Here is a 26,313-nt window from a genome sequence, read left to right on the forward strand (position 1 = left end):
CCGTCCGCCGCTAATCGTCAAGGAGCAAGCTCCTATCTGATCCGCTCGACTTGCATGTATTAGGCACGCCGCCAGCGTTCGTCCTGAGCCAGGATCAAACTCTCATAAAAGTGTTGTTTCCTACTCATTTGCTGGCAATGGTTTAGAACCATTTATCCAATATTTATTGACGTTCGTTTCGTTCAGTTTTCAAAGATCAAACTTCGTTGCCTTTATTGGCGACTTTTCTATGTTACCAAATCGCATTCCCAATGTCAACAACTTTTTTTAATTTCTTTGTTCCTTGTTTTAAGGAACGATTATTAATATACCATCGTTTTTTTAAGTATGCAACATTTATTTTAATTATTTTTCAAAAATATTTCAAAGGCATGGACAAAACTACGTTACCATGCCTCTGGTAATGGGCAAACAGTTAATCTTTCTTTCTCATTAACGGGAATAAAAGAACATCACGAATAGATGGAGCGTTAGTTAATAACATGACCAAACGATCAATCCCTATCCCAAGTCCACCAGTTGGTGGCATACCATATTCTAATGCTTCCACAAAATCCTCATCCATTTCATGCGCTTCATCATTACCTTGCTCACGCTCAAGCAACTGGCTTTCAAAGCGTTCCCTTTGATCAATAGGATCATTTAATTCGGTAAAGGCATTGGCATGTTCTCTACCTACTATAAATAGTTCAAATCGATCTGTGAATCTCTGATCTTCGTCATTCTTTTTTGCCAAAGGAGAGATATCGACTGGATGTCCATATATAAACGTTGGCTCAATAAGTTTTTCTTCAACTCTTTGCTCAAAAAACTCATTGACAATATGTCCAAAGGTCATATGCTCAGTTATTTCAATCCCATTTTCTTTTGCCAATTGTTTTGCTTCGTTGTCGCTCATTTCTTTCCAAAAGTCAACACCTGTATATTCCTTCACAGCATCCACCATATGTAGACGGCGCCATCTTGGTTCTAAATGAACTTCATAGTCCCCATATTGAATTGTTGTTGAACCAAGAACTGCTTTTGCCACATGTGCAATAAGGTTTTCCGTTAATTCCATAATATCTTCATAGTCGGCGTATGCTTCATAAAGTTCAATCATGGTGAACTCTGGATTATGTCTAGTCGATACACCTTCATTTCTAAACACGCGACCAATTTCGTAAACTTTTTCTAATCCACCAACAATCAGGCGTTTCAAATGGAGCTCAATCGCAATTCGCATATAAAACGGCATATCTAAGGCATTATGATGGGTTTCAAATGGACGTGCTGCCGCCCCACCTGCAATCGCATGTAACATCGGTGTTTCTACTTCTAAGTACCCTTCCTCATCTAAATAATGCCTGATTTCATGCAAAATCTTACTTCTTTTAATAAATGTTTCCTTGCTTTCCTGGTTTGTAATCAAATCAAGATAGCGTTGACGATAGCGCTGTTCAACATCTTTTAATCCATGGAATTTATCAGGTAGCGGCCGTAAAGCTTTCGTTAATAAAGTAAAATCCGTCACTTTAACGGATAGTTCTCCTACCTTTGTTTTAAACACTGTACCTGTAATGCCAACCAGGTCACCTAAATCAACGGACTTAAAAAGCTCATACTGTTCTTCTCCCACACTATCTTTCCGCACATAGATTTGAATTTGCCCTTGTAAATCTTGAATATGAGCAAACCCAGCCTTTCCCTTTCCACGTTTCGTCATCACCCTACCAGCAATTATCACTTCAATTGCTTTTTCTTCTAATTCTTCTTTAGAAAATTCATCGTAAGAACTCTTAATCGATTCTGTATCATGGGTGCGGTCAAATCGTTTCCCAAAGGGATCCATGCCGTTCTCCCTCAAGGTTTGCATTTTTTCACGTCTCACCTGTAATTGGTCATTCAATTCTTCTTGACTCATTAAAAACACTCCAATCTAATTTAAAACTCTAATTTTTCCATTAAAGCTACAGTTATCTCTTTATACGAAAAATGAAATCAATCATCTGATTCTTACACAAAAACAACTGCCAGCGTCTACCGGCAGTATGGCTCTGTTATCCCGCTTGCTTATCGCTTATCGCCGCATCTTCAGATATAAAATCTAATAATTGCACTAACTCATCTCGGGTAAGACATTGATTGATCGCATTTCTAATTTTTGCATTTCCATTAATTCCCTTTAAGTACCATGCAGCATGTTTCCTCATTTCTCTCACTGCTATGTTCTCACCTTTGAGGGAAATTAGGCGATCTAGATGTAGCTTACACACATCCATCTTTTCCTGAACAGAGGGTTCACCAATTAATTGACCAGTCTCTAGATATTTAACGGTTTGATAGATCATCCACGGATTTCCAAGCGCCGCCCGTCCGATCATCACACCGTCTACACCTGTTTCAACTAGCATTCTTTTTGCATCTTCAGGTGTTTTCACATCTCCATTCCCAATTAAGGGTATGTTGATTGATTGTTTTACCTTACGGATAATATCCCAATTAGCTTCTCCTTCATACATTTGCACTCGTGTTCTACCATGCATGGAAACAGCCGAACCACCGGCATTTTCAACGGCTTGTGCATTTTCAACCGCAAAGATATGTTCTTCATCCCAGCCAATTCTCATTTTGACTGTGACTGGTTTGTCCACTACTTTCACGACAGAAGAAACCATATCATAGATTTTATCGGGATTAAGAAGCCATCTAGCTCCCGCTTCACATTTAATAATTTTATTCACGGGGCATCCCATATTAATATCAATAATATCAGCATTTGTATTTTGATCAACAAAGCGAGCCGCTTCTACTAAAGTATCCTTTTTTTCACCAAAAATCTGTAGAGATAAAGGTTTCTCGCGCTCGTCCATATAAAGCATATTCATCGTTTTCTCGTTTTTATGAACGATCCCTTTATCACTGATCATCTCAGCGCAAACGAGTCCTGCACCAAATTCTTTTACGGTTAAGCGGAAGGGCGAATTACAAACACCCGCCATCGGTGCGAGAACAACTTGGTTCTTCATCTCAATATCAGCTATTTTTAACATCCATAACTCTCCTATTCCATCCGCTCATCTTCTGGTGTAAGTTCCTCAACAGAAACACCCAGTACCTCTGATATTTTACGTAGCATATGATCAGTCGGCAAACGGGTGCCGCGTTCAATTTCTCCAAAAACGGAAACGGAAATTCCTAAGCTTTCCGCAAGCCTTTCTTGTGTAAAACCTTTTAATTTTCGAAAGGCGCGAATGCGTCTTCCCCATTTATCTGTTTCCATAACCGAACTCCTTCTTTATCAGGTATTTCGTTCAGAACTTCAACTAAAGGGGCGTTTGAACTTGGAAGGACAAGACTACTGTCAATTTCCATTAAAGGAATAAGGACAAAAGCCCGCTCATTCATACGCGGATGGGGAATTTGTAAATCCTCCATCATAATATTTTCTTTATTATACAATAAAATGTCAAGATCGATAACCCTTGGACCCCACTTAAACTCGCGAATTCGTCCAATCTCCCGTTCCACTTCTAAACAAAGAGTTAGTAATTGATGTGGCGATAAGGCGGTTGACAGCTTTATGACCATATTAAGAAATTGACTTTGGTCTGTATATCCGATCGGTTCTGTCTCATAAATGGAGGAAAGCTTCTCAATTTGAAGTTCGGGATAGTTCCTTAAAATTTGGATCGCTTGGTTTAAATATCCTAGTCGATTTCCTATATTTGATCCCAAAGATATAAATGCCACATTTTCCATTACACTTTCTCCCTTGTAATCTCCACAGCAACTGAATGGTAATGTCCTGGAATAGGGGGGTCTGGCTTTATGACCTTTACCGTAACACGCTGGATTAATTGATATTGATCTAACAAAACAGACGCTACCTTCTCTGCAACAGCTTCAATTAATTCATATTTTTCTGTTTCCATAATTCGCTTGCAATCTTCATAAACATCCGCATAATTAATCGTTTGAGCTAGGTCATCGTTCTGACCTGCTTCTCTAAGATCACTTTCTATAATCAGATTTAAAACAAATCTTTGCCCTAATCGGTTCTCCTCCGGAAGTACACCGTGGTAACCATAAAATTCTAACTCATTTAAATAAATCTTATCCATTATTTTCACCCCTTTGGACTAAAACATCCATCATAGCGGCCATTCTACTCATTTCCTTTACATCATGGACACGCACCATATGGCAACCCTTTTGAATCCCATAACAGACTGTAGCACCTGTACCTTCCACTCGTTCATCAACAGGTAGATCTAGAGCCTCACCGATCATTCTTTTACGAGAAGTCGCTAATAGGACTGGATAACCAATCCCTACTAATTTATCTAGATTTCTCATCATCTCAATGTTCTCGTTATAATCCTTTGCGAAACCAATCCCGGGATCTAAAATAATATTCTCATCCCGAACCCCAGCCTTTTTTGCAATAGAAATACTTTCATATAGATCTTGAAGTACATCACGGATAAAAGAGGTATAGTTTCGATTGTCACGATTATGCATGAGAATAAGCGGTACTCCACTCTTCGCAGCAACACTAGCTATCTCCGGATCCTTTTTTGCTCCCCAAATATCATTGATTATTGTTGCACCCGCCGCTACAGCCCGCTCTGCAGTGGATGCTTTATATGTATCAATGGAAATAGGCACCTGAACTTTATCTGCTAAAGCTTCAATAATCGGAACCACTCTAGCTATTTCCTCATCACCAGATACTGGATTATGTCCAGGTCTTGTTGATTCTCCACCAATATCAATCATATCGGCCCCATTTTCTACCATCTCCGCTACATGTTGTAGCGCCTGTGCCTCTTTATTAAAACGCCCACCATCTGAGAAAGAATCTGGTGTCGCATTTAAAATCCCCATAATAAGCGTTTTATTTGTAAAATCCAATGTATGTTTCCCGCATTTTATTTTCAACTCAAACACCTTCTCATTCAAACATATACCATCAGTCTACCCTTAAAAGTTATTTTTGAAAAGAACTCCTGCGTAAGGTTGTTTAAAATAAATGGGGTTCTTCGGACGTGAATGGGGTTCTTCGGACGTGAATGGGGTTCTTCGGATGTGAATGGGGTTCTTCGGATGTGAATGGGGTTCTTCGGACGTGAATGGGGTTCTTCGGACGTGAAAAAAACTTGGTGCACGAAGCACCAAGTCTTTTCTTATTTAATCATCAAATTGGTAAAGAGGAGTACTTAAATAACGTTCTCCATTACTTGGAATAACAGCTAGCACCTTCTTACCCTTACCGAGTTCCTTTGCTACCTTTAAAGCTGCCGCTACTGCGGCGCCCGAAGAAATACCGCCTAGTATGCCTTCCTCGCGCGCTGTTCTTCTCGCCCACTCAAAAGCTTCTTCATTTTTAATTTTAATGATTTCATCATAAACTTTAGTGTCTAAAATCTTTGGAACAAATCCAGCGCCGATTCCTTGAATTTTATGCGGCCCCGCTTTTCCTCCTGATAAAACTGGAGAATCCTCTGGCTCTACAGCATAGACTTTGATAGTTGGATAGTGTTCCTTCAAAACTTCGCCAGCTCCTGTAATTGTACCACCTGTACCAATACCTGCTATAAAACCATCAAGTTGATCACCCATTTGCTCAACAATTTCTCGTCCAGTTGTCAAACTGTGAATCTCCGGATTAGCCGGATTTTCGAACTGTTGAGGAATGAAATAACCATGCTCTTTCGCCAACTCATTTGCCTTTTTAATTGCTCCGTTCATTCCCTCTGCTCCAGGAGTTAAAATCAAATCGGCACCATATGCTTTCAATAGATTACGTCTCTCCATACTCATCGTATCTGGCATAACAAGCACGGAGCGATATCCCTTTGCAGCCGCAACCATTGCCAAACCAATTCCTGTATTTCCACTTGTTGGCTCAATGATTGTGTCGCCCGCTTTTAACTTTCCGCCTTTTTCAGCTGCTTCGATCATCGCTAAAGCAATACGATCTTTTACACTACTTCCAGGGTTCATATACTCCAATTTTAAATAGATATCTGCACTATTTTCATCTGTTAATCTGTTTAGTTTCACAATCGGTGTATTTCCAATGAGATCGGTTATCGAATTCGCTATATTTGCCATCTTCCCACCTCTAATTCCTAGTATTTTTATAGGTTTATTTTAGGATACCACGCTGATCACATAAAGTCAATAAAGTGATAGGTGAAAATCATGTTCTTCTAGGGGTTTTTGAGTTCACTTTTCCGCTTATTGATTACGAAATTGAGACGGCGATAAGCCGAATCTGTCTTTGAACACACGGTGAAAATAAGTGTAGCTACGGAACCCACTGTTGTGGGCGATTTCCTCCAGTGTCATCGTCGTATGCTTCATCCGATCAACTGCCCCGGACAGACGAATTTCTAAAGCATAGGACATGATCGTTTTGCCATAATACTCTTTGAATACGTGGGCAGCTCGTGATGCACTTAAGTTAACATGCCTGGCTACATCCTCGACTGTGAACGGATGACTCACATGCCTTTCTATATAGCGCTTCATTCGGGATGCGGTATAGATCAGGCGATAAGAAGGTGTAGTTTCTTTAATCGCGCGATCCAAATGCAGACAGAGTGCTCGCAGTAAATAAGAGATCAGTTCGTTATCCTTGTCCTGACGGCGTTGTTCCAACGTCAGCGTCCGCCATAGTGTAAGCAGGGACTCTTGCAATTCGATATTGACGCATATAGGTTTTGGATAACGTCCCCACCAGCGTTCTATCCAGGACCCCTGACAAAATAAATAGTGATCTCCACTCATGATGTGGTTCGGGTGTTCACGTTTATTAGAAATTCCTTCACTTTTTTCTACTCGAAGCTCATATATCGTGCCAGGTGGCAATAATAGAAGGCTTCCCGCCTCGGTATTAATCGTCTGATCATCTGCAAGAACAAGAGCAGTCCCTTCTGTTTGCAGGCGGATCAGATAACTCTTTACACCTTCCTGTTTAAATATGTTGTATTCAAACGTCCTCTTATGGTAGGAGTAACCGCATAACAAGACCTCTGGTTCCACGTATGTCTTCCTCCTGAAATTTTAGATAGTCTCTCGGCAGCTGCGCTCAATAGTTCTAATATAGAGGTTGTTCAAAAAGCCCAACAAAATTGACGCATCGAATTTCTCGTTGGCTTACTTTTCCGGTACTCACGTATTAAAACTGAGGAACTTCCGTTAAAATCGTCCACGTCCTGTGGGCAACACGGAAGTCAGTACCTCCTGTACTAGTCCGTTCCTCAAAGCTACGCCGCCTTGAACTTTCGACGTACAGGATGTAGTACTGTCGGTGTTGCTGACAGGACGTCAACACCTTTAGTCGACTTGATCCTTTTTATCGGACTCTTTGAACACGCACTAATAGTTAAAAATGTAAAAATATCGTTAGTTAATATCCCAAAAACTTTTAAGTTTTCAAGATTTAGGTGTTTTAGCAGAAAAGTGTATGTCTTAATCGTATCCTTTATTTACAATCAGCGCAAATTTGGTAAGCTTGTAAAGGCATATAACATGTATGCGATTTCACAGAATGGGGGATAACAGATGAAAACTCTTGTGAGGTGGAGACATTTAGCGATATTACTCACCTTAATTCTACTGGTTGGCTGTCAGAATAAAGCTGGCACGGAGTCTGATGCAGGCTCCACGGGAAACGAGGCATCGAAGACAAACGAGAACGTGCTGGAGGAACCAGTGACGATTACAATCTATAATGAAGCGATGGGGTTGATCGATGACGATTTAGTTGCTGAAATGTTCAAACCTGTCACTGACAAATATCCGGACGTCTCTTTTGAATTACTGAAGAATGCTAATTTAGATGACATGGTCGCAGCCGGAGAGGTACCGGATATCATTACTACTAGCAACCCTGGCTTGTATGATCGGATTGATCTGGAATTGGCTGGCGATATGTCGGAGTTCCTTGATCGTCAAGATTTTGATTGGGGACGTATTAATCCAGCGATTGTACAAGATCTAAAGCAGCAGGCCGAGGTTTTCGATACACCTGATGCTATCTATGGAATGCCGATCTCGCTAAATTACGGCTTAATGGTCTATAACAAAGAAATTTTTGACATGTTTGGAGTAGATTATCCCGAGCCCGGTATGACTTGGGATGAAGTGATCAATTTGGCGAGACAAGTAACAGGAAATCGGGATGGGGTCGACTACATCGGCTTTGATCCAGGATGGGTGCACGAGGCCCTTCGAGCACATTCCTTATCGTATGTCGATGACAACGGTGAAGTGGATATGATGACAGACGGATTTAAAGAAGTGTTTGATGTATTTGAGCAAGCATACAGTATACCTGGATTGATCGGGGAGAATGAAGAGAATTACGGGTATGGGGGGATAAACAAGTTTATCGAAGAACGGCGATTGGCAATGTTTCCGTACTGGGTAATTCCGTATACAAGTCGGATCCCAGCCATGGAAGAAGCCGGTTTAGATTGGGATGTTACCACGTTCCCATCATTTTCTAGCACCCCTGATCTTGGTCGGAATACTGATTATCACTTGTTTGCTGTTCCCGAAACAGCGGAAAACCGGGAAGCCGCTATACAAGTCGCCGTGGAAATGGTATCAGAAGAAGCACAGTCTTATTTAAGTGAGCAAGTAAATCGGGTAACGGTGCTTGAAGATGATGACATTCGCGAGTCGTACGCTGCGGGTTCAAACTTGTATGAAGGGAAACATCTACAGGACATTTTCTCAATTGATCCATCTCCAGATCGTAAACCAGCTCCATATAACAGTGAACTTGACGAATTGATGAAGGACGTCAGGAAGAAATTAGCATTGGAAAACAAAGATGTAAACACAGTGTTGCGGGAGGCACAAGAAGAAGCCAATAAACTAGTGAATGACATGCAGGCGTCCGAGTAGCCTTTTGATCCACAAATATCATTGTTCGTTTTTTGCTGAAAATATTTGTGTACTGGCAATTTTCTACTAGTCTAAAGAGAAGCTTCAATCATTGGAGTCAGTTAATTCGTTAGAAAAAACGTTCACGCACCTTGATATCCGCGTGAACGTTTTTTTGAACTATTCGTTGAGAATCAGAAGAACGTAAATCTTAAATAGGCAATTTTTCTTACCTTTGTGTTTCTTCTTCTAATTCTTCTAATTCTTCTTTTGTAAAATGATATGATTCATTACAAAAGTGACATTGGGCATTCGCTTCCCCATCTTCCTCAATCATAGCACGAATTTCCTCTTTGCCTAAGCTAACAATGGCATTGGATAGACGTTCCTTTGAACAGGTACATTGAAAATCAACAGCCTGCTTTTCTAGAATGTTGACATCCTTTAAGAAACTCTCCAACATTTCCTCTGGAGAATACCCTTCATCTACCAAGCTTGAAACTGGTGGAATCGATTGTAATTTCTGTTCAATGTCGGTGACTGTTTCTTCATCTACCCCAGGCATCATTTGTATAATAAAGCCACCTGCAGCTAAAATGGAATTGTCGGGATTTACCAGGACTCCAACACCTACAGAAGATGGCGTTTGTTCTGATTTAGCAAAGTAATAAGTGAAATCATCCCCTATTTCTCCCGATACTAGAGGCACTTGGCCGGAAAAATGATCTCTCAGCCCGACATCTTTCACTATCGTTAATGTTCCATCAACCCCGACAGCACGTCTCACATCCAATTTCCCTATATCATTTAATTCAAAATGTGTCTGAGGGTTTGTGACATAGCCACGCACATGCCCTTTCGCATCAGCATCTGCAAGTACTATACCAATTGGTCCGCCCCCTTCAATTTTAATGGTTATTTTATTCTCGCCTTTTAACATCGCACCCATCATCACGCCAGCCGTCATTGTTCGACCAAGAGCTGCCGATGCTGTTGGCCAAGTTTGGTGCCTCCGCTGGGCTTCGTTAACCGTATTTGTTGTAATGGCCGCATAAGCACGGACTTGACCATTATAAGCTATTGCCTTCACTAAGTAGTCTTCCATTAAAAGGCCACCTTTCATTCGTTTCGTTTATAAATTAATTGTAGACCTTTCAATGTTAAATCAGGATCCACAATATCGATCATCTCAGTTTCTGTTGCAATCAAATTAGCAAGCCCTCCAGTTGCAATGACTGTTGGCTTTGTTTGACATGTATCAATAATTCGTTGAACAATGCTTTCGACTTGCCCTACAAATCCAAATAGAATACCAGCTTGCATCGCTGCGACCGTGTTTTTGCCAATGATTTCGTCTACATGGGTAATTTCAATTCTCGGAAGCTTTGCGGCCCGATTATAAAGGGCTTCTGTTGAAATACCAATCCCAGGAGCAATAACGCCACCCATATATTCACTTTTCTCATTGATATAACAAAAGGTTGTCGCAGTTCCAAAATCTACAATGATCAGCGGATTTCCGTATTCATGAATTCCCGCAACCGCGTTGACAATTCGGTCTGCTCCCACTTCACGAGGATTATCGTATTTTATGTTTAATCCAGTTTTAATTCCCGGGCCGACAATCTTTGGATTTACATGAAAATATTTCTCACACATCTTTTCTAGTGTAAACATCAATGGAGGCACAACAGAAGAGATAATCACGCCTTGAATATCTTTAAATTGGATTCCTTCATGTTGAAATAACATTTTAATATCCATTCCATATTCATCTTCTGTTTTATGACGATTGGTTTGCATTCGCCAATGGTATTTTAACTGTTCTCGATGATATACACCAAGCACAATATTGGTATTCCCTACATCTAAGACTAAAAACAATTGATTCACCACTTTTTTAATAGGACTTTTGCTCGAAAACATCATACCATAAATCCTTTAAGAGGGGATATTTTATCGACTGCTATTCACCAATATTTGACCGGAGACATTGTCGGAAATATTTTTTCACAGGTAATATTTTACGAGCCTAGATAGTCCTCAGCATAGAATAAAGGAGAGTCCTTAGACCCTCCTTCATCACTATTTTACTTATTCATTTTTTGTATCATCATCGTTCGTTTCATTTGGACGGCGACTTGGGCCTAATTTACCCGATTGACCAGAAACTGGGTCATCTTCACGCTGTTCCGTGATCGTCAAGTCCTCTTCTGTTTTTTCTTTGGGTTGAATATTAATAGCAGGATCTACATCATCACCATTGTCAATTCGACCTTCTGGAAGCTTACCATCTTCGTACAAACCACGAATTTGTTCAGCATCTAAGGTTTCTATTTCTAAAAGAGTTTTGGCAATCAATTTAAGCTTATCATTATTTTCTGTTAAAATCTTCGTCGCACGATCATAACAGTCTTTAATAATGCGCTGAATCTCCAAATCAATCTCATAAGCAATGGCATCAGAATAATTCTGTTCATTATTAATATCACGACCTAGAAACACTTGGCCACCTTGTGCTTGACCAAATTGAAGCGGACCAAGTTTTTCACTCATTCCAAATTCAGTAACCATTTTTCGTGCAATCCCTGTTGCACGTTGGAAGTCATTATGAGCACCAGTAGAAGCTTCACCAAAGGTAATTTCTTCCGCAACACGTCCACCTAACAAACCAGTGATCTTATCAAGCAATTCTGGCTTTGTCATGAAATAACGATCTTCCTTAGGAAGCATGACAGCATAACCGCCAGCTTGACCACGTGGAACAATAGTTACTTTATGAACCATTTCTGCATCTTCTAAAACCAAGCCGATAACTGTGTGACCACCTTCGTGATAAGCGACAATATTTCGCTCTTTCTTCGAGATTACCTTGGTTTTCTTTGCAGGACCTGCAATCACACGATCCGTTGCTTCATCGACATCGTCCATATCAATTTTCTTCTTATTGACTCTTGCAGCGACTAAAGCCGCCTCATTTAATAAGTTCTCCAAATCTGCTCCCGAGAAACCCGGTGTTCTCATGGCAATCGACTTTAAATCAACCGAATCATCAAGAGGTTTGTTACGCGCATGAACACGTAATACTGCTTCACGACCTTTTAGATCTGGTCGATCCACTGTAATTTGTCGATCAAAACGTCCTGGACGTAATAGTGCTGGGTCTAAAATATCTGGACGGTTCGTAGCAGCGATAATGATAATTCCTTCATTTTCACCAAATCCATCCATTTCAACAAGCAATTGGTTTAATGTTTGTTCACGTTCATCATGCCCACCGCCAAGGCCGGCACCACGCTGGCGACCAACTGCATCAATTTCATCAATAAAGATAATACAAGGGGAATTCTTTTTCGCATTCTCAAATAAATCACGAACTCGCGATGCCCCTACACCGACAAACATTTCCACAAAGTCAGAACCACTAATAGAGAAAAATGGTACTCCAGCTTCTCCAGCTACTGCTCGTGCAAGTAAGGTTTTACCTGTTCCAGGTGGACCAACTAACAAAATCCCCTTTGGAATACTTGCTCCCAATTCAGTATACTTTCTTGGATCCTTCAAAAAGTCCACTACTTCTACTAGTTCTTGCTTTTCTTCATCCGCACCTGCTACATCTTTAAAGCGAACTTTTTTCTTTTCTTCAGAATACAACTTTGCTTTACTCTTCCCAAAGTTCATTACGCGGCTACCGCCACCTTGAGCTTGATTTAACAGGAAGAAGAATAAAATAAAGATAATAATAAACGGAATTATCCCAGTTAAGAATGAGACCCAAACACTCGTCTCTTTTGCTGGTTGTACTTCCAAATCAGTTGAGGCTGCATCAATGCGATCAAGCATCGCGGGGCTATTCATTACGTATGTAATAAAGGAGTCTCCATCTTCCGCACCTTTCAACTGCCCTTTAATTTCATAAACGCCTCGTTCAGGCTGCATTGTATATTTTTCAATATCTCCATTTTCCAAATGCGCTACAAATTCATTATACGTAATAGGTTCTGTCACTTCATTACCGTTTTTAAACCAACTCAAAATTCCAACTAATACAAGAAAGATGAGTCCATAAAAAATGACATTTCGCAAAACCCGGTTCATCCCTTACCTCCTCCCACAGTAAAAAAACTATCTTCAATAGTATCATAGCTATTTGCATTTTTACAACTATTCCACATTGGTTTAATCATTTTTTTATCCTCATTCATTTTTTTCATATATTTCTGGTTTTAATACCCCAATATAGGGGAGATTACGATATTTTTCCGCATAATCAAGTCCATAGCCAACAACAAAGGCGTCGGGAACAGTAAAACATGCATAGTCAGCTGTAATTGTTCCTTTTCTACGCGATGGCTTATCTAGCAAGGTGACAATTTTAATCGATTTTGCTTTTCGATACCGAAACAAATCCACCAAATAACTTAAAGTTAACCCACTATCAATAATATCCTCAATGATTAGAATATCTCTTCCCTCAACAGGGGTGTTTAGGTCTTTCAAAATTTTCACTTCGCCCGAGGGGACTGTTCCACTGCCATAGCTGGATACATCCATAAAGTCCACTTCCAAATATGTATCTATTCGCTTCAGTAAATCCGTCATAAAAGGAACAGCTCCTTTTAGGACTCCGATTGCGAGTGGGAAACGACCTTCATATTCTTCCGTAAGCTGTGCAGCTAATTCTGAAGTTTTCTCGTTAATTTCCTCTTCTGTTATAAGAATTTCCTTAATATCATTTTTCATTTCATCCTGCCCCCTGAAATTGTTTGGGTATGATCATTTAATGTTTGTTCAAAAAGGAGGATAAAAGGGACCAAGTCGGCGACTACACTGAAGTCAATCGCAAACGTTCGACACAGGACGTGTCGGTATTTAGTCGAAGTTCCTTTATCTCGAAGTATCATTTTTACCGGACTTTTTGAACATCCTCATATAGTAGAACATAATTATGATTATTTTGGGATTTCCCTTCAAAACTAGACTTTTTCAAACCAGGGACCCACAGGACTTTGCCAGTGTAATCAACTACAATCGGCCAAACCTTCCGTTCTTCCAAAGAAACCTTCTGGTCAATAAAAATGTCCTTAATCTTTTTGCTTCCCTTCATTCCTTTTAACCTTATTCTATCACCTGGTTTTCTAGTCCGAATAATTAACGGAAGTTGAATTTCTTGCTCATCTAACAAAAATGAATTTGAATCCTCTTTTATTAGCCAGTCTTTCGTCTCCCTTAATTCCAGGCTTCCACCATCAGGTAAAATTGCTTTATTCCCCACATATAACTCAAAATAATAAGGTGACTGAAGTTCACTTCCTTCACTGAAAGTGAAACGACAGGATGCATAAGAACGAATAACCCTCAACTTTCTAGGAAAATCAAGTCTTCCAGATGGATTTTCGGATCTTACTAACTGCTGGATCAAATCAGTATGTACAGCTAAAATATCATGTGTCTTATATTGGTAAAGATAATTTAATATTAGATGAATCACTCTTCTTTGTAAAGGCAAAGGTTCCACTAAAAAGGCAGGAATATGCAAATGAATTTCTTGATTTTCATCGACTCGACATATTTGATTAAATCGCTGTTTTGCTTGACTCTGTAAATAGGACTCATCCTCCGTCAAATCGTCATGAAAACGTTGAAAATGCTCTAATGCCTGTTCATTTTCCTCTTTTAAAATGGGGAGAACATCCAAACGAAACCGATTTCTTGTATAATCCCTCTTCTTATTACTTGGATCTAGCCTTGGCTCAAGTTGATAATGATGGCAATATGCCTCAACTTCTTGCTTTGAGACGGCAAGCAACGGACGGAGGATCTCTCCATTTCCAAAAGAATGCCTGATGCTAATGCCTGCTCTTGCTTGTCCTGTTGCCCCCCTGGTTAATTTCATCAAAATAGTTTCTATCTGATCATCCCCATGGTGGGCGGTCAAAAGTTTATTTGCATTAACCTCTTCCATTACTTCCCTTAAAAACTGATAGCGATACAGTCTTGCCGTTTCCTGCATACCGGATTTGTTCATTTTCATTTTCTGCGCAATATCGATCGCGGTACTATGAAAGGGGATTGATCTTTCCTCACAATACTTCCTTACATATAAAAGATCTTGATGGGATTCTTCCCCTCTTAGCATATGATCAACATGCGCAACAGCCAATTGAATCCCATATTTTTCCTTCCGTGTAATAAAGAAGTCAACCATTGCAAGAGAATCTGGTCCCCCTGATACCGCAGCTACAAAATAGTCTCCCTTTTCAACCAGTCCATGCTTCTGGATAAAAGCCTCTGTCTTTCGTTCAAACTGCAACATGTTTTTCCATCCCTTTACAAGAAAAGTGCGACTTGCCAAAATCCTCTTTTTATTATTCCATCACATAAACACTCCTAATTATGTTACCATTTCACTCCAATGAGCTCCAGTTGTATCTGTAAAACGTTCATAAAGCTGTGAGACATTTTATAGAAGGTAACTATAGATATATAGAGCATAAAGAACAATTGTAAGCAACAAAACCATGATGGTCTCCTTCAAAGAGCCTGATTTCTTCTTTTTCTTTTGCCTTGTAGCATGTCGCCTTGCATAGGATGGTGCTTGATTCCTCTTTTCAGATAATATACTAAGCAGCTCTCCCTTCATTCTTTTTGCAGAATCATATTGGCCAAATAAAGCCTTTTGAAGAACAGGACTGAAACGAGATAATTCGGAATGGGCATTAATTTGTTGCATCAATTGTTTTTTTCCATCCCCGACTTTAGTAAATTTCTTAGGATAATACATATGGATAAAAAGCATAGCTGTAGAAAATAAATCATAGGTTGGTTCAGCTTTTCGAGAACCTAATCCCCAATATCCTCTATCGAAAAACTCCGTAAATTCCTTAATTGCCCTTCCATTCATCGTCGTACCACCAACATCAATAAAACGGATTCTAGGTGGTGGACCTGATACAATTAAATTTTCCGGCTTCAGATCTCCAAATGTCCATCCTTCCTGGTGGAGCTTCTCCAATGTATCTAGAAGCTGCACAATCAAAATCCCTACCCAGGTCTGTCCATTTTTACGAATAAAGGAAAGTAGATTCGGACCTTGTATATATTCCATTGTATAAAAGTGAATTTTCCCTCGTGGACTATCCCAATCATCCATTTCATGCAAAGAAGGCCCTGGGGAATCCCCTTGGACCTTAGAGAAAGCTTTCAGAACATTGACCTCTGATGTAATTGAAAGGCTATCCATACTCATTTTTAATGCAGTATGCCCTTTCGTTCCTTTAGCTAGATACACAATCCCATTCGCTCCAGAACCAAGTTCCCTTATAAGTTGATAATTTCCACCACGCCATTTTCCTGTTACAACTGTGCCAGGAGGAAATTCACATTGAGTCTTCCATGTATTCATCATCATTCGATAGCAGTCCTCTCAAAGAACGCTTTTTCTTGAAATAGGTCATGGCTTCGCGTAAAGCTGGCCCAGTTGGGGTAATACCGCCAACAGCCAATTTTGGAAAAGTTGATGTTAATAACTCTAGATTTGGTGTCCAATCTAGAAGCTTTTCAACTTCCTTTCTTTTCCCAGGAAATATAAAGACAGCAAAACGATTATGACCCATACGTGCATTTAGGCTTAAGGATAAATCTAATAAAGCCTCTTTTACGGTTGGGAGTTTCGTCTTCATACTGGCACTTGTATCTACTAAAACTAGAACCTCGATATCGGAGGTTTCACCAAGCTCATCAACAACCTCCAAAACTTCCCCACGTTGATCTGGCGGGAGTTCTTCCATATCCGTCTCTTTCCCTAAGATTTGCCGCAACTCTTTATTGACCACACCTTGTAAGGTTTGAGTCATTGCCTTTCTAGTTACCATCTGAACTGTTTGCGATAATTGTTCTGCATACACAATCTGGCTAATTCCACCACCAGAAGCTGCAATGCCTTCAATCTCTTGAACTCCTTTTTGTTCAATTGATTCATTTTCAACAACACCAATGACATTGACTGTAATCCCACTTTCATTTGCTAAGGCCGCGATCGCAATTGGATCCTCTCCTTGATTGGAACATCCATCTGTAATCAGTAAAATCTGCTTTAAAGGACTTTTTGTCATAAGCTCCCCTCCATTTGGCAATTAAACAGGCATATAGGCGCACATCTAGCTTCCTCACTTACACTAGTACATCCATGTACGTTGGAACGCCATTCTGCCCCACATCCTTCGGGCTCCTGTTTTTAACATCCTCGCCTCAAAAAGGAAATTTTATACAATTTTTAAGAGATTTTCATTCCTCTGCTCCTCACTGGAATCGCCGCCCACTTAGGTGTGTTATGTTTTATTTTTAATACCATAATGGTCATATCGTCTGAAATCGTCCCTGAGCAAGTGCGAATCACTTCTTCCATGATGAGATCAGAAATCGCTTGGGGGTCTTCTGTTTCAATCTCACGTAACTTTCGTTTCATCCATATTTCATAATTTTCTACATTTTTTGGCCCTTCAAAAATGCCATCACTCATCATTATCAGTAAATCTCCCGCTTTTAATTGCTCTGTCACAACATCTACATCAAATTCCTGGATCATTCCAATAGGCAGGTTGGCCGCTTCAATTTTCAATACTTGCTTGCCTCTTTTTATAAAGCTCGGGGTGGATCCGATTTTTAAAAATTTCGTTTGCGCATCTTGTAAATCAATTACCGCTAAGTCCAAAGTTGAGAAAATTTCATCCGTTGATCGTAAGGATAAAATGGAATTAACCGATTTGATTGCCACTTTCTCTTCTATCCCAGACTTTAAAATCTTCTGTAATAATTGCAATGTCTCACTGCTTTCATGATGAGCCCGCTCGCCATTTCCCATCCCATCACTAATGGCAGCAGCAAATTTCCCAGGGCCTAACTCGATCATCGAATAACTATCCCCAGATAAAAAACCACCACCCTTTGCCGCATGAGCCACGCCTGTTTCCACGACAAATGTCTTAGCAGAGCGAAATGTGGCATACAGAAAGTCAAAGGATCCTTGTTCCTCCTTTTGAACAATGATTGTTTCATTTAAAATATCAGAAAGGAGTGGTGCAATGATTTTTTCACATTCCCCTAGGACATTCTGGCCCGGCAAGGTAATATCAATATCGATATTCCCTGGTACGAGACTGTAAATTTCAACCTCTTCAATTTCAATTCCAAAATCCTGTAAAGCATCTAAAATAATTTCCTCCTGTTTTTGATGATTGGCTTGCTCCCTTTGTATTTCCTTGGCAAAATCGCCCATCACCTCTGACACGCCTAACAATTGCTCCGCAACGAGCTTTCTACTTTCCTTTACTTGCAGCTTCAATTGTTGGTTTGCCTGATAAACATTCAGTCTTTGATGAATAGCATTCTTCACCTTTTGCGAGCGATTACATTGTCGTTCTAGTTGTTGATTAAGCGTATTTGGAATACTTCCTGTATTTTCATCCATTTCATGCATAATGTTCTTCATTAAATCATAAGTTGTATCAAAGTTGTCAGTACCCCAACACTGAGATTTTTTATAACACATTTGACAGGTCTTCTCTGTCACATCACTTAGAAAGTAATCAAACTCTTGTTCTACTTTTTCAGATTCACTCACTTTTTCCGTCTGTGAAAAACTATTGGATAAGGCCTGAAAAACAGAAGAAAATTGCTCGACCCTTTTTACTGTAATATCACGGATTTTTCTCGCATATCTTTGTTGATCCTGCGTATACTCAGTAGTACCCGGGATATAACGCGCGATATTTTCAGACCAACTCCTCGGTGTAATCAATAAAAGAAAAATAGCAATGCCGGATTCATAGATTGTATCAAGTAAGGGAGAATTCGCCTCTCCATACAAACCCATTAATAACGTGGCAATCATTAGGCCAAAGGCTGTACCCAGTTGCTTTCCTTCTTTTAATAAACCACCTAATAATCCTGCAAAAGCGAGTAAGCTCATCTGCAGGAGACTACTGACACTGGCTAAACTAAAAATGAGTCCGGTTACAACGCCCACAGTCGATCCTACTGTCGCTCCTGCTGTAAAGGCAAAGAGAATTACAAGGTAACGCGATAAAATATGTTCAACAGATAGATCATACACTGTCCAGCCAATCGTGCCTGTCATAATTGAGGCCAGTAGAATAATAAGACTTACAACTTCTTCTGTTTTTAACGACTTTTTTCGCTTTTTAGATGTAAGAAATGGAATACTTTGCATAAAAATATAGACTAGTACAAAACTTAAGCTTGCTTCTACAGCTGCCATTAAAGCATCAAATTGTGAAATGGTTTGTCCATTTTGAAAAAAGACCCAACCACATTTTACAAAAAGGGAAATCAACAAAACACCATATGGTAACATTTTTACACTGGGTTGAACAATCAAAGAAAGTAGCTTAAGACTAATGAGATAAATTAAACATAGACCAAATGTATAAACCGCATTTCCAATCCCCAGTGTTAACGCCCCTGCTAAAAGGCCAAATAATACGATCGGAGCCTTATCCTTTTTTAATAAATAGACAACAGCAAAAAACGGCAATATAAAAGGAGTCAATTGTGACAAAATAAGAGCTCGTCCCAAAAGCAAGGCAACCAAAAATAAAGCTAAGCCCTTTTGCAAAATCAGATTCTCCAATTTCTGCGCTACCTTCTTGAAGCCATTTGACATATCAAACTTCGTTCCACTTAAAGTCGAATTCTGAATAGATGATTCTGCAAAACCTCTTCCACCTTTATCCATTTTAATCGCACTCCCCACACAAAGTTATGATTGGCTCTATTATAAAGGAGGCTTTTCTAAAACTTTGTCATTTCTAGGGAGGGAATTGAAAGAAAAGTTCGACTAAATGAGGCAAAATCCCAGATGATTAGAAATTTATCCCGGTGCAACCATCCGTAAGACCCCCACTTCAAGACTAGGAAATTTCAAAGAAAGTCTAAACCCTTACTGATGGCAGTCTCGCTTTATAGAGCATATACGGATAAAGTGAAACTACAATAAACAGGGGTTTTTTTGCCCGTTAATGTGAGATAAAATGCAAAAAAAATACAAGCCCTTGTTGAAACAAGAAACTTGTATTTATGACCAATAGATTGTTGGATAAAACAGCGCTGGACAGGCGCTTACGCTTTTCTTTTTGTCTAGCTCCAGCGCCTAGCGACTAGCAAATTTACGACTTCTTCCTACGATAAGTCAACATCGGCTCATCCTTCGCCGTGTTTCCTTTATCTCGTCAGAAGCCTTTAAATTTGTACGTCGCTGGACAGGCGCTTACGCTTTTCTTTTTGTCTAGCTGCAGGCGGTAGGGGCTCGAGGTCAAATAACCTGGAATTTCAGAAGGGAAAACCGCCCTTCCTGAATTCCAGAACATTTGCTTGTCGCCCCTGGGCAACCGCCTTCCGCTTTTCTGTATAGCGGCGGAGGGGATCGAACCCCCGACCTCACGGGTATGAACCGTACGCTCTAGCCAGCTGAGCTACACCGCCAAGTTACTCATGCCAAAGGCACAGATTCTATGATACAATTTTCTAAGAAACTTGTCAATTATTATTTATCTCATGCATTAAGAGACTATTAATGGCTAAAATGCTGTATACAAAAATTTCCATCTAAACAACCATAGCTCAACGAGACATGCAGCTTCCCTATAAAAATAAAATAGCCCATCTATTCTCGACGAACAGATAGACCACTTTATATAAAACAGACAACAAGTTAACCGCGTCTTGCACCGCGTCCGCCACGTTTTGATTCCGTATTACGCTTTAATGAAGATAGGCGATCCTCACTATCCTTTAGAAAACGATTCATTTTACTCTCAAAGCTTTCCTTCACACGTTCATTCGTCCGGTTATGACGATGATTGTCACGGTGATTTGAATTTGAATTTGAATGGGATTGACTCGCCGGCTGGTCTTTTGCTTTCCGAATAGACAGGCCAATTTTACCGTCTTTCTCAACATTTAACACTTTCACAAGGACTTCATCCCCAACGGTTAAATGGTCTTTAATATCTTTTACATAATTATCGGCCACTTCACTGATATGAACAAGTCCTGTAGAGCCACCGGGTAATTCCACAAACGCCCCAAAATGAGTAATGCCTGTAATCTTGCCTTGTACCTTGCTGCCTACTTCGATCGACATAAAAAAATTTATCCTCCTTAAAAGTATAAAAGTAACCTTTACCTTATATTATAGCTAACTTTTGAAAAAAGTGTCAATAAGACTCCTTTTCCTTCTCTTTTTTCTTTTTGGTTTCCGGAAGGTTAAAAATGATTTCCCCTTTCTCAGAAAGAAAGTAATCTCTTCGCGCAAGTTTTGCTATGTACTCTTCATCATTTAACTTTACAAGTTCATTCTCCAGCGAGGCTTGTTTTTTCTCCAAAGTGGCAAGGCTCTGTTCCAATTTCGCTTTTTCCGCTTGTTTCTCAGCTAACATGGAATTTTTAGAAACAAGAGAAGATATCACCAAATAAGACAGGGCGATTGTCAGGATAAGGAATGCCGTTAGCCTGCGAATAAGAAGCTTTTTTCTTCTTGCCGCCTTCCTCATTGTGACTTCTTGTTGTTTCATATAAGTAGTTTCCAACGAAGCAACCTTTTTCATTCCCATCCTGAGGCCTCCTCACCGTTATTTTTTGAAAAACTTCTTCATATAGCCTTGAACAATATGGACGATTCTAATCCATATGCGAGTTATAGAATGAAATAATTTTTGTAATGTTGTTACCCATGTCTTAGGTAACAATAAAAGAATACCTTTTGCTAAAAGGGTAAACGGATACCATATTATCCTTGCTATCCATAATAACACGATTCCGACCCCTTTTACAAGAACCCAAACGAAACGGCCAATTCCTAACAAAATAGTAAAAATTAGGAAGAGAATCGCTTTAATGGGTCGATAAATAAGAAAAAAGAATAATTTTAGAATAAAGGACCAGGTCGCTTTTATGAAGGAAATGATCCCTTCTAATAGACGAAGATAAAAACCTTTCATCAATGCCTGATAAGCCGCAAAGCCACATAAAATAGCTAAAATAAGATAAAAGCGCACCTCACCATAATTGACAAGGAATAACACATAGAAAACGATCACACCATGCAAAATCCAAAATAATATATCGTTAATAAAAACAATAATCTTACCACGACTACCTCTTTTTAGGAATCGCTGATACGTATCGAGCGATGCACCAAAAAAACCACCCATACTAATCATCGCGAGCATGGTATAAAATTGTGTAGATAAAGTCATCGAAACAACTTGCCAAAGAACCCTTTAGCCTTCTCCCCATGATGATCATCAAGATAAACGAGATCATATATTTTCCCTTTAATGGAGACGATTCCTCTATCAACATCGAGGTTCTTCATTTGTAGGTTCTGACCATGGATGGATAAATAGCCCATTGTGGTTTCTAAAAGAAATTCCTCATTATCAAAACTTTCCACATGTTTCACACCGGTTATATCAAGTAGCTTTCTTCCTCGCATGGTTAAATCATGTTCTGGTGTTGGGGCCTTATTTGCCATAGGTTCATGATATTGGTTCATTTTCATCCCTCATTTTCGTACTCATTTTACTTCATACATATGAGAGAGAATGAGGAAATAGAACAAGCCCTTACCAGAGTATCTATCTTTTTATCTCGAAATTAACGGGCTATAGGTTCGCGATAAAAATCGCCCTGTCTCCACTAGCACATCCTGTACATCGAAAAACCCCATAATCGATGTTTCACTTTATACGTGTTTTCACTGATCTGTTGTCGTTATTTTTTCTTCCTTTACAATCTTGTACATACTTGCGGCATCTTCCTTTTTGGTGGACTCTTGAAGCTCTGTCACTTGTACGAATACAAGCTTTTGGCCAAAGCGAATCTCTAATTCATCTCCTACCTTTACATTGGAGCCTGCTTTTGCCTGTTGTCCATTAATCAGAATTCTCCCTTTATCTGCCACTTCCTTAGCAAGCGTTCGTCTTTTTATTAGCCGAGAAACCTTTAAGAATTTATCTAAACGCATGGTTGCCAATGACTTCACCTCTTTATATAATTTTAAAATCCTTTCCCCTTTGCCTCATCCCAAAACTGGTCAAGTTGTTCAAGGGTATATTCCTCAAATCCCCTTCCACTTTCCCTTACCTTCTCTTCTATGTAAGAAAAGCGGCGGGCAAATTTTTCATTTGTTCTTTCGAGTGCTTCTTCAGGATATATATTCAATAGCCGAGAAACGTTCACAACTGAAAATAAAAGATCCCCTAATTCCTTTAATTGCTCTTGTCTATCTTCTTTCGCCATCTCCACCTCGAATTCCTGCATTTCTTCCTTAACTTTTTCCCAAGCTTCTTGTGCTACTCCCCAATCGAACCCTAGTTTCCCTGCCCTCTTTTGATATTTATAAGCTTTGATTAAAGCGGGTAAGCCTTTTGCCGTTTCGGCTAAAATAGATTCATTTCTATTTTTCTCCGTTGCTTTGATTTTGTCCCAATTTACTGTAACTTCCGCAGCATCACGTACCTCAACATCACCAAATACATGAGGATGACGACGAACCATTTTTCTTGAGATCGATTCTAGCACATCTTCAATCGAAAACATGCCTTCGTCTTCCCCAATTTGGGCGTGAAGCATAACTTGCAGTAAAATATCCCCCAGCTCTTCAATTATATTCTCGATATCGTCTTGGTCAATCGCGGCTAATAGTTCATAAGCTTCTTCAATTAAATATTTTTTCAACGAAAGATGGGTTTGCTCCTGGTCCCAAGGGCAGCCATTGGGTCCTCGTAAATCCGCAATAATTTGCCGCAAAGTGGAAAATTCCTTATATGCCTGTTCCTGCTCGGCAATGGGCGGAACATATAAACTGGTTAGATTATCCAATGTAATACCGTGATCTAATTCATACAATGGGAGCTTCCTGATCTTCTCCATCTTACTTCCCGCTGCCGTAACAAGAGAAACCTCATAATCACTTGGATATTTCTCCATAAGCGTTAATTTTACTTCAGACGCAACAAAAGCATCGTACACTTGACCAATAATGATATGCTGCTGGATTTGAAGCTCGTCCCTCTGTAACGATGTTCCATCTAGAAGCTGGAATCCTTCAATAGGATCTATCTTTAAAGATGTAAACAAGGGGTCTAAAAAGCTTTGCCCTCCCTGAATTTCGATCTTTATATTTCTATGCGGCGCCTGTTCCAATAAAAGTTGGACGGTTCTCTCTGCGATAAGTGGATGCCCTGGAACCACATAAACAATCTGTTCATTCTCCGCTTTATTCAATAGGAACTGGGTAATTTCATCATACACACTCGTAAAGTCCCCATGCTTTTCATAGATATCATCAAATGATTCAAAGATAAATCCTTCCTCTACTAATTCTGCTACAACAGGATGCTCTTTCGTTCGCAAAAAGAAATGCTTCTCTTGTTTTAATAATTTATAAATGCCTAAAGGCAGTTGATCCAAGTCTCCAGAACCTAACCCGACTACGGTTATTTCTTTATTCACTCTTTAACCTCTCACTTTCTATTTGAATTAAGATGATTTAATCTGCTACTAAAAGGGAAAAAAGAAAGCTCCTCCTCTGTCAAGCTTCCACTTTTTAAAATGATCCAAAGATAGACACCTGCTCCAAGAACAACACTTGATAAAGATAGAGCGATACTGAGCAAACGCCCCACTTCAAAAAGGGAAAACAAAAATAACCATAATTGTAAAACGAGTGTCATTCCTAGCGCAGCCAAGCAAATGGAAGGAAGGAGTTTTTTGACCGTTGGCAGAAGAATAGAAACTCGTGTCTGTAGCTTACGAATGGATAAAATGGCCGTAATAGCTAAACCGATAACGGTTGATAGGGAAGCTCCCATTGTTCCTAATAAAGCTACTCCTATATAATTGCCGATGATTTTGGCGATTAGGCCGATTAAAATATACTTTCCTACAATAAATACTTGGCCCAACGCTTGTAGGATCCCTGTACAAATCAAAATCAAAGAACTAAACAAAATAGAAATAGATAGAACCGATAGTACTGCTGAACCTTGATCGTTGGCAAATAACATCGTATTAGTTGGTTTCATGATATTGATAAGTCCGATAGTAGCTCCAACTGCGATTACAAGCGTAATTTTCAGGGCACTGCCTGATCTTATCTGGATGGTTTGTTCATCATCCTTCATCCAAGCGGCTGTCACGATGGGTACGAGTGCGAGGGAAAAGGAAGAGGCGACGACCGTTCCTAATTGAATAAGCGGTTGTCCTCGATCAAAAATCCCTTTTAACGCTTTAGCCTCCTCAATTTCTATCCCGGAATTTCTCAATAAAGAAAAAATACTAAATGAATCCACAAATTGAAATAAAATAAGGACCATCCCACTAAGGCAAAAAACAGCGCCATGCACAAGGACAATCTGGGCTGTGGTGTAAAGCTTCTTCCAGGATAAACCCTTTATAAAAAATAAAGAATATGTTTTTCTTTTTACCATATACATAAGCAGGATTCCTACTCCAATTACTCCACCAATTAAGGACCCTGCAATCGCCCCTGTTCCAACTTCATACAGCGAATACCCATTGGATGTTAGAATAATAGCCGACATCATAATAATGACGACTCTCACTGTTTGCTCTATTACTTGGCTCGTTGCAGTAGGGCGCATATCTCCTGTACTTTGGAAATATCCACGACTAATCGATAAAAAGGGAAGAAGAAGAAACATAAAAGCCGTCATTTGAATTAAAGCAGTTAATTGTGGATCTCCCATCCATTGCGCTATCAGAGAAGCCCCAAAGAAAAAGCAGCAAAATAAACCAATCCCCACAAAAAGAAGTGTAATCAGAGCAGCCTGCATGCGATGGGCCAAATATGCCCGCTCTCCAGTCCCATCCTCAGCAGCCAATTTAGAAATAATGACAGGAAAACCCGAGGTAGCCAAGATCATTCCTACTCCATAAATCGGATACACTTGCTGATAGATATAGAAACCAACATCGCCCACAATGTTTTGATAAGGAACTCGATATACGACACTTAAAATTTTGACAATAAAGGCAGCGATCGTTAAAATAAACGCTCCCTTCATATAATGATTAGTTGTTTGTGTTGACAATCGACAATCTCGCCTTTCAATAAATACTAAATAAAAAGTATTATAACATGTTTCGGTTTTGAAGCCTTATTTACAAGGATTTCTCTCGTTCCTACTCCACTTTTAATCGTTAATCACAATGTGAGAGCCTTTTTCGTTGCAGGCAGACGCTTAGCTTCGGCGAGATCTCACTTGTCACGCTAATCCCCAGGCCGCCTTCCACTCTCATCAACTAGTCATGATCTTGTTGATTTAAAGGGGCTAATTCTGGTTTTCTAAACCTCAAAAAAAGACAGATGTTCACATCTGCCTT

Annotated in this window: 24 protein-coding genes, 1 tRNA gene and 1 rRNA gene; 1 reads left to right on the forward strand and 25 read right to left on the reverse strand. The window is 39.7% G+C overall.

All coding sequences use genetic code 11. The annotated features are described in order from the left end of the window. The 9 genes from KI375_RS23565 to KI375_RS23605 all read right to left on the reverse strand — a co-directional run. Positions 1-110, reverse strand: a 16S ribosomal RNA gene (locus tag KI375_RS23565); the annotation flags it as partial. A gap of 305 nt (positions 111-415) precedes the next feature. Then, entirely contained in the window at positions 416-1,903 is a 1,488-nt protein-coding gene (gene lysS, locus KI375_RS23570; protein WP_212975842.1) for a lysine--tRNA ligase, read from the reverse strand. Positions 1,904-2,039: 136 nt separating this feature from the next. Further along, positions 2,040-3,032, reverse strand: coding sequence for a tRNA dihydrouridine synthase DusB (gene dusB / locus KI375_RS23575; RefSeq protein WP_212975843.1), 993 nt, complete (start codon positions 3,030-3,032; stop codon positions 2,040-2,042). An 11-nt stretch (positions 3,033-3,043) separates the two neighbouring features. Continuing rightward, positions 3,044-3,262, reverse strand: coding sequence for a helix-turn-helix domain-containing protein (locus KI375_RS23580; RefSeq protein ID WP_207453745.1), 219 nt, complete (start codon positions 3,260-3,262; stop codon positions 3,044-3,046). Next, complete coding sequence (gene folK / locus KI375_RS23585) at positions 3,214-3,741, reverse strand: 2-amino-4-hydroxy-6-hydroxymethyldihydropteridine diphosphokinase (RefSeq protein ID WP_212975844.1); 528 nt, start codon at positions 3,739-3,741, stop codon at positions 3,214-3,216. The genes KI375_RS23580 and folK overlap by 49 nt, the downstream gene beginning before the upstream one ends. Next, on the reverse strand, positions 3,741-4,103 hold the full coding sequence (folB, locus tag KI375_RS23590; protein ID WP_212975845.1) for a dihydroneopterin aldolase: 363 nt from the start codon (positions 4,101-4,103) through the stop codon (positions 3,741-3,743). Before folB ends, folK begins: the two co-directional genes overlap by 1 nt. Continuing rightward, positions 4,096-4,917, reverse strand: a complete 822-nt coding sequence (gene folP, locus KI375_RS23595; protein WP_244853025.1) for a dihydropteroate synthase — start codon at positions 4,915-4,917, stop codon at positions 4,096-4,098. The genes folB and folP overlap by 8 nt, the downstream gene beginning before the upstream one ends. Positions 4,918-5,172: 255 nt before the next feature. Then, positions 5,173-6,099, reverse strand: a complete 927-nt coding sequence (gene cysK / locus KI375_RS23600; RefSeq protein ID WP_212975846.1) for a cysteine synthase A — start codon at positions 6,097-6,099, stop codon at positions 5,173-5,175. Positions 6,100-6,225: 126 nt separating this feature from the next. After that, the gene (locus KI375_RS23605; RefSeq protein ID WP_212975847.1) at positions 6,226-7,032 is read right to left on the reverse strand and encodes an AraC family transcriptional regulator; all 807 of its coding nucleotides are present in this window, start codon (positions 7,030-7,032) and stop codon (positions 6,226-6,228) included. 522 nt (positions 7,033-7,554) lie between these two features. On the opposite strand from KI375_RS23605, the gene KI375_RS23610 reads away from it, so the two are divergent. Beyond that, complete coding sequence (locus KI375_RS23610) at positions 7,555-8,904, forward strand: ABC transporter substrate-binding protein (protein WP_212975848.1); 1,350 nt, start codon at positions 7,555-7,557, stop codon at positions 8,902-8,904. Between the two features lie 208 nt (positions 8,905-9,112). On the opposite strand, the gene hslO is transcribed toward KI375_RS23610, so the two are convergent. The 16 genes from hslO to KI375_RS23690 form a co-directional block, all read right to left on the reverse strand. Further along, positions 9,113-9,988, reverse strand: coding sequence for an Hsp33 family molecular chaperone HslO (gene hslO, locus KI375_RS23615; RefSeq protein WP_212975849.1), 876 nt, complete (start codon positions 9,986-9,988; stop codon positions 9,113-9,115). 14 nt (positions 9,989-10,002) lie between these two features. Next, the gene (locus KI375_RS23620) at positions 10,003-10,767 is read right to left on the reverse strand and encodes a type III pantothenate kinase (RefSeq protein ID WP_212975905.1); all 765 of its coding nucleotides are present in this window, start codon (positions 10,765-10,767) and stop codon (positions 10,003-10,005) included. A 210-nt stretch (positions 10,768-10,977) separates the two neighbouring features. Next, positions 10,978-12,981 carry an ATP-dependent zinc metalloprotease FtsH gene (gene ftsH / locus KI375_RS23625; RefSeq protein ID WP_212975850.1) on the reverse strand — a complete coding sequence of 668 codons (2,004 nt, stop codon included), beginning with the start codon at positions 12,979-12,981 and terminating at the stop codon, positions 10,978-10,980. A gap of 99 nt (positions 12,982-13,080) precedes the next feature. After that, positions 13,081-13,626, reverse strand: coding sequence for a hypoxanthine phosphoribosyltransferase (gene hpt / locus KI375_RS23630; protein WP_212975851.1), 546 nt, complete (start codon positions 13,624-13,626; stop codon positions 13,081-13,083). Between the two features lie 163 nt (positions 13,627-13,789). After that, positions 13,790-15,199, reverse strand: a complete 1,410-nt coding sequence (tilS, locus tag KI375_RS23635) for a tRNA lysidine(34) synthetase TilS (protein ID WP_212975852.1) — start codon at positions 15,197-15,199, stop codon at positions 13,790-13,792. A 147-nt stretch (positions 15,200-15,346) separates the two neighbouring features. After that, a complete protein-coding gene (locus tag KI375_RS23640; RefSeq protein WP_212975853.1) occupies positions 15,347-16,294 on the reverse strand; it encodes a protein kinase domain-containing protein in 948 nt (315 codons plus the stop codon). Then, positions 16,263-16,997: a VWA domain-containing protein gene (locus KI375_RS23645; protein WP_212975854.1), complete on the reverse strand. Its 735-nt coding sequence runs from the start codon at positions 16,995-16,997 to the stop codon at positions 16,263-16,265. The genes KI375_RS23640 and KI375_RS23645 overlap by 32 nt, the downstream gene beginning before the upstream one ends. A 161-nt stretch (positions 16,998-17,158) precedes the next feature. Beyond that, positions 17,159-19,639, reverse strand: a complete 2,481-nt coding sequence (gene spoIIE, locus KI375_RS23650) for a stage II sporulation protein E (protein WP_212975855.1) — start codon at positions 19,637-19,639, stop codon at positions 17,159-17,161. Positions 19,640-20,311: 672 nt separating this feature from the next. After that, positions 20,312-20,385: transfer RNA gene (locus KI375_RS23655), tRNA-Met, on the reverse strand. A gap of 229 nt (positions 20,386-20,614) precedes the next feature. Next, on the reverse strand, positions 20,615-21,046 hold the full coding sequence (locus tag KI375_RS23660) for a S1 domain-containing RNA-binding protein (protein ID WP_212975856.1): 432 nt from the start codon (positions 21,044-21,046) through the stop codon (positions 20,615-20,617). A 73-nt stretch (positions 21,047-21,119) separates the two neighbouring features. Next, a complete protein-coding gene (locus KI375_RS23665) occupies positions 21,120-21,515 on the reverse strand; it encodes an FtsB family cell division protein (RefSeq protein ID WP_207453772.1) in 396 nt (131 codons plus the stop codon). Between the two features lie 18 nt (positions 21,516-21,533). After that, a complete protein-coding gene (gene yabQ / locus KI375_RS23670) occupies positions 21,534-22,160 on the reverse strand; it encodes a spore cortex biosynthesis protein YabQ (protein WP_212975857.1) in 627 nt (208 codons plus the stop codon). Beyond that, positions 22,157-22,459 (reverse strand): sporulation protein YabP, encoded by a 303-nt coding sequence (yabP, locus tag KI375_RS23675; protein ID WP_212975858.1) that lies wholly within the window; start codon positions 22,457-22,459, stop codon positions 22,157-22,159. The genes yabQ and yabP overlap by 4 nt, the downstream gene beginning before the upstream one ends. A gap of 201 nt (positions 22,460-22,660) precedes the next feature. Further along, the gene (locus KI375_RS23680) at positions 22,661-22,930 is read right to left on the reverse strand and encodes an RNA-binding S4 domain-containing protein (RefSeq protein WP_212975906.1); all 270 of its coding nucleotides are present in this window, start codon (positions 22,928-22,930) and stop codon (positions 22,661-22,663) included. A gap of 32 nt (positions 22,931-22,962) precedes the next feature. Next, a complete protein-coding gene (gene yabN, locus KI375_RS23685) occupies positions 22,963-24,420 on the reverse strand; it encodes a bifunctional methyltransferase/pyrophosphohydrolase YabN (protein ID WP_212975859.1) in 1,458 nt (485 codons plus the stop codon). Positions 24,421-24,431: 11 nt separating this feature from the next. Continuing rightward, positions 24,432-26,021, reverse strand: a complete 1,590-nt coding sequence (locus KI375_RS23690; RefSeq protein WP_212975860.1) for a putative polysaccharide biosynthesis protein — start codon at positions 26,019-26,021, stop codon at positions 24,432-24,434. Positions 26,022-26,313: the final 292 nt, after the last annotated feature.

This window comes from Bacillus sp. J14TS2 (assembly GCF_018333015.1).
GTDB lineage: Bacteria > Bacillota > Bacilli > Bacillales > Bacillaceae_C > Lederbergia.

Bases quoted from the DNA above. Each gene is read 5' to 3' on its own strand.
- lysS (WP_212975842.1), bottom strand. From the start codon at position 1,903: ATGAGTCAAGAAGAATTGAATGACCAATTACAGGTGAGACGTGAAAAA.
- dusB (WP_212975843.1), bottom strand. From the start codon at position 3,032: ATGTTAAAAATAGCTGATATTGAGATGAAGAACCAAGTTGTTCTCGCA.
- KI375_RS23580 (WP_207453745.1), bottom strand. From the start codon at position 3,262: ATGGAAACAGATAAATGGGGAAGACGCATTCGCGCCTTTCGAAAATTA.
- folK (WP_212975844.1), bottom strand. From the start codon at position 3,741: ATGGAAAATGTGGCATTTATATCTTTGGGATCAAATATAGGAAATCGA.
- folB (WP_212975845.1), bottom strand. From the start codon at position 4,103: ATGGATAAGATTTATTTAAATGAGTTAGAATTTTATGGTTACCACGGT.
- cysK (WP_212975846.1), bottom strand. From the start codon at position 6,099: ATGGCAAATATAGCGAATTCGATAACCGATCTCATTGGAAATACACCG.
- KI375_RS23610 (WP_212975848.1), top strand. From the start codon at position 7,555: ATGAAAACTCTTGTGAGGTGGAGACATTTAGCGATATTACTCACCTTA.
- hslO (WP_212975849.1), bottom strand. From the start codon at position 9,988: ATGGAAGACTACTTAGTGAAGGCAATAGCTTATAATGGTCAAGTCCGT.
- ftsH (WP_212975850.1), bottom strand. From the start codon at position 12,981: ATGAACCGGGTTTTGCGAAATGTCATTTTTTATGGACTCATCTTTCTT.
- hpt (WP_212975851.1), bottom strand. From the start codon at position 13,626: ATGAAAAATGATATTAAGGAAATTCTTATAACAGAAGAGGAAATTAAC.
- tilS (WP_212975852.1), bottom strand. From the start codon at position 15,199: ATGTTGCAGTTTGAACGAAAGACAGAGGCTTTTATCCAGAAGCATGGA.
- KI375_RS23640 (WP_212975853.1), bottom strand. From the start codon at position 16,294: ATGATGATGAATACATGGAAGACTCAATGTGAATTTCCTCCTGGCACA.
- KI375_RS23645 (WP_212975854.1), bottom strand. From the start codon at position 16,997: ATGACAAAAAGTCCTTTAAAGCAGATTTTACTGATTACAGATGGATGT.
- spoIIE (WP_212975855.1), bottom strand. From the start codon at position 19,639: ATGGATAAAGGTGGAAGAGGTTTTGCAGAATCATCTATTCAGAATTCG.
- KI375_RS23660 (WP_212975856.1), bottom strand. From the start codon at position 21,046: ATGTCGATCGAAGTAGGCAGCAAGGTACAAGGCAAGATTACAGGCATT.
- KI375_RS23665 (WP_207453772.1), bottom strand. From the start codon at position 21,515: ATGGGAATGAAAAAGGTTGCTTCGTTGGAAACTACTTATATGAAACAA.
- yabQ (WP_212975857.1), bottom strand. From the start codon at position 22,160: ATGACTTTATCTACACAATTTTATACCATGCTCGCGATGATTAGTATG.
- yabP (WP_212975858.1), bottom strand. From the start codon at position 22,459: ATGAACCAATATCATGAACCTATGGCAAATAAGGCCCCAACACCAGAA.
- KI375_RS23680 (WP_212975906.1), bottom strand. From the start codon at position 22,930: ATGCGTTTAGATAAATTCTTAAAGGTTTCTCGGCTAATAAAAAGACGA.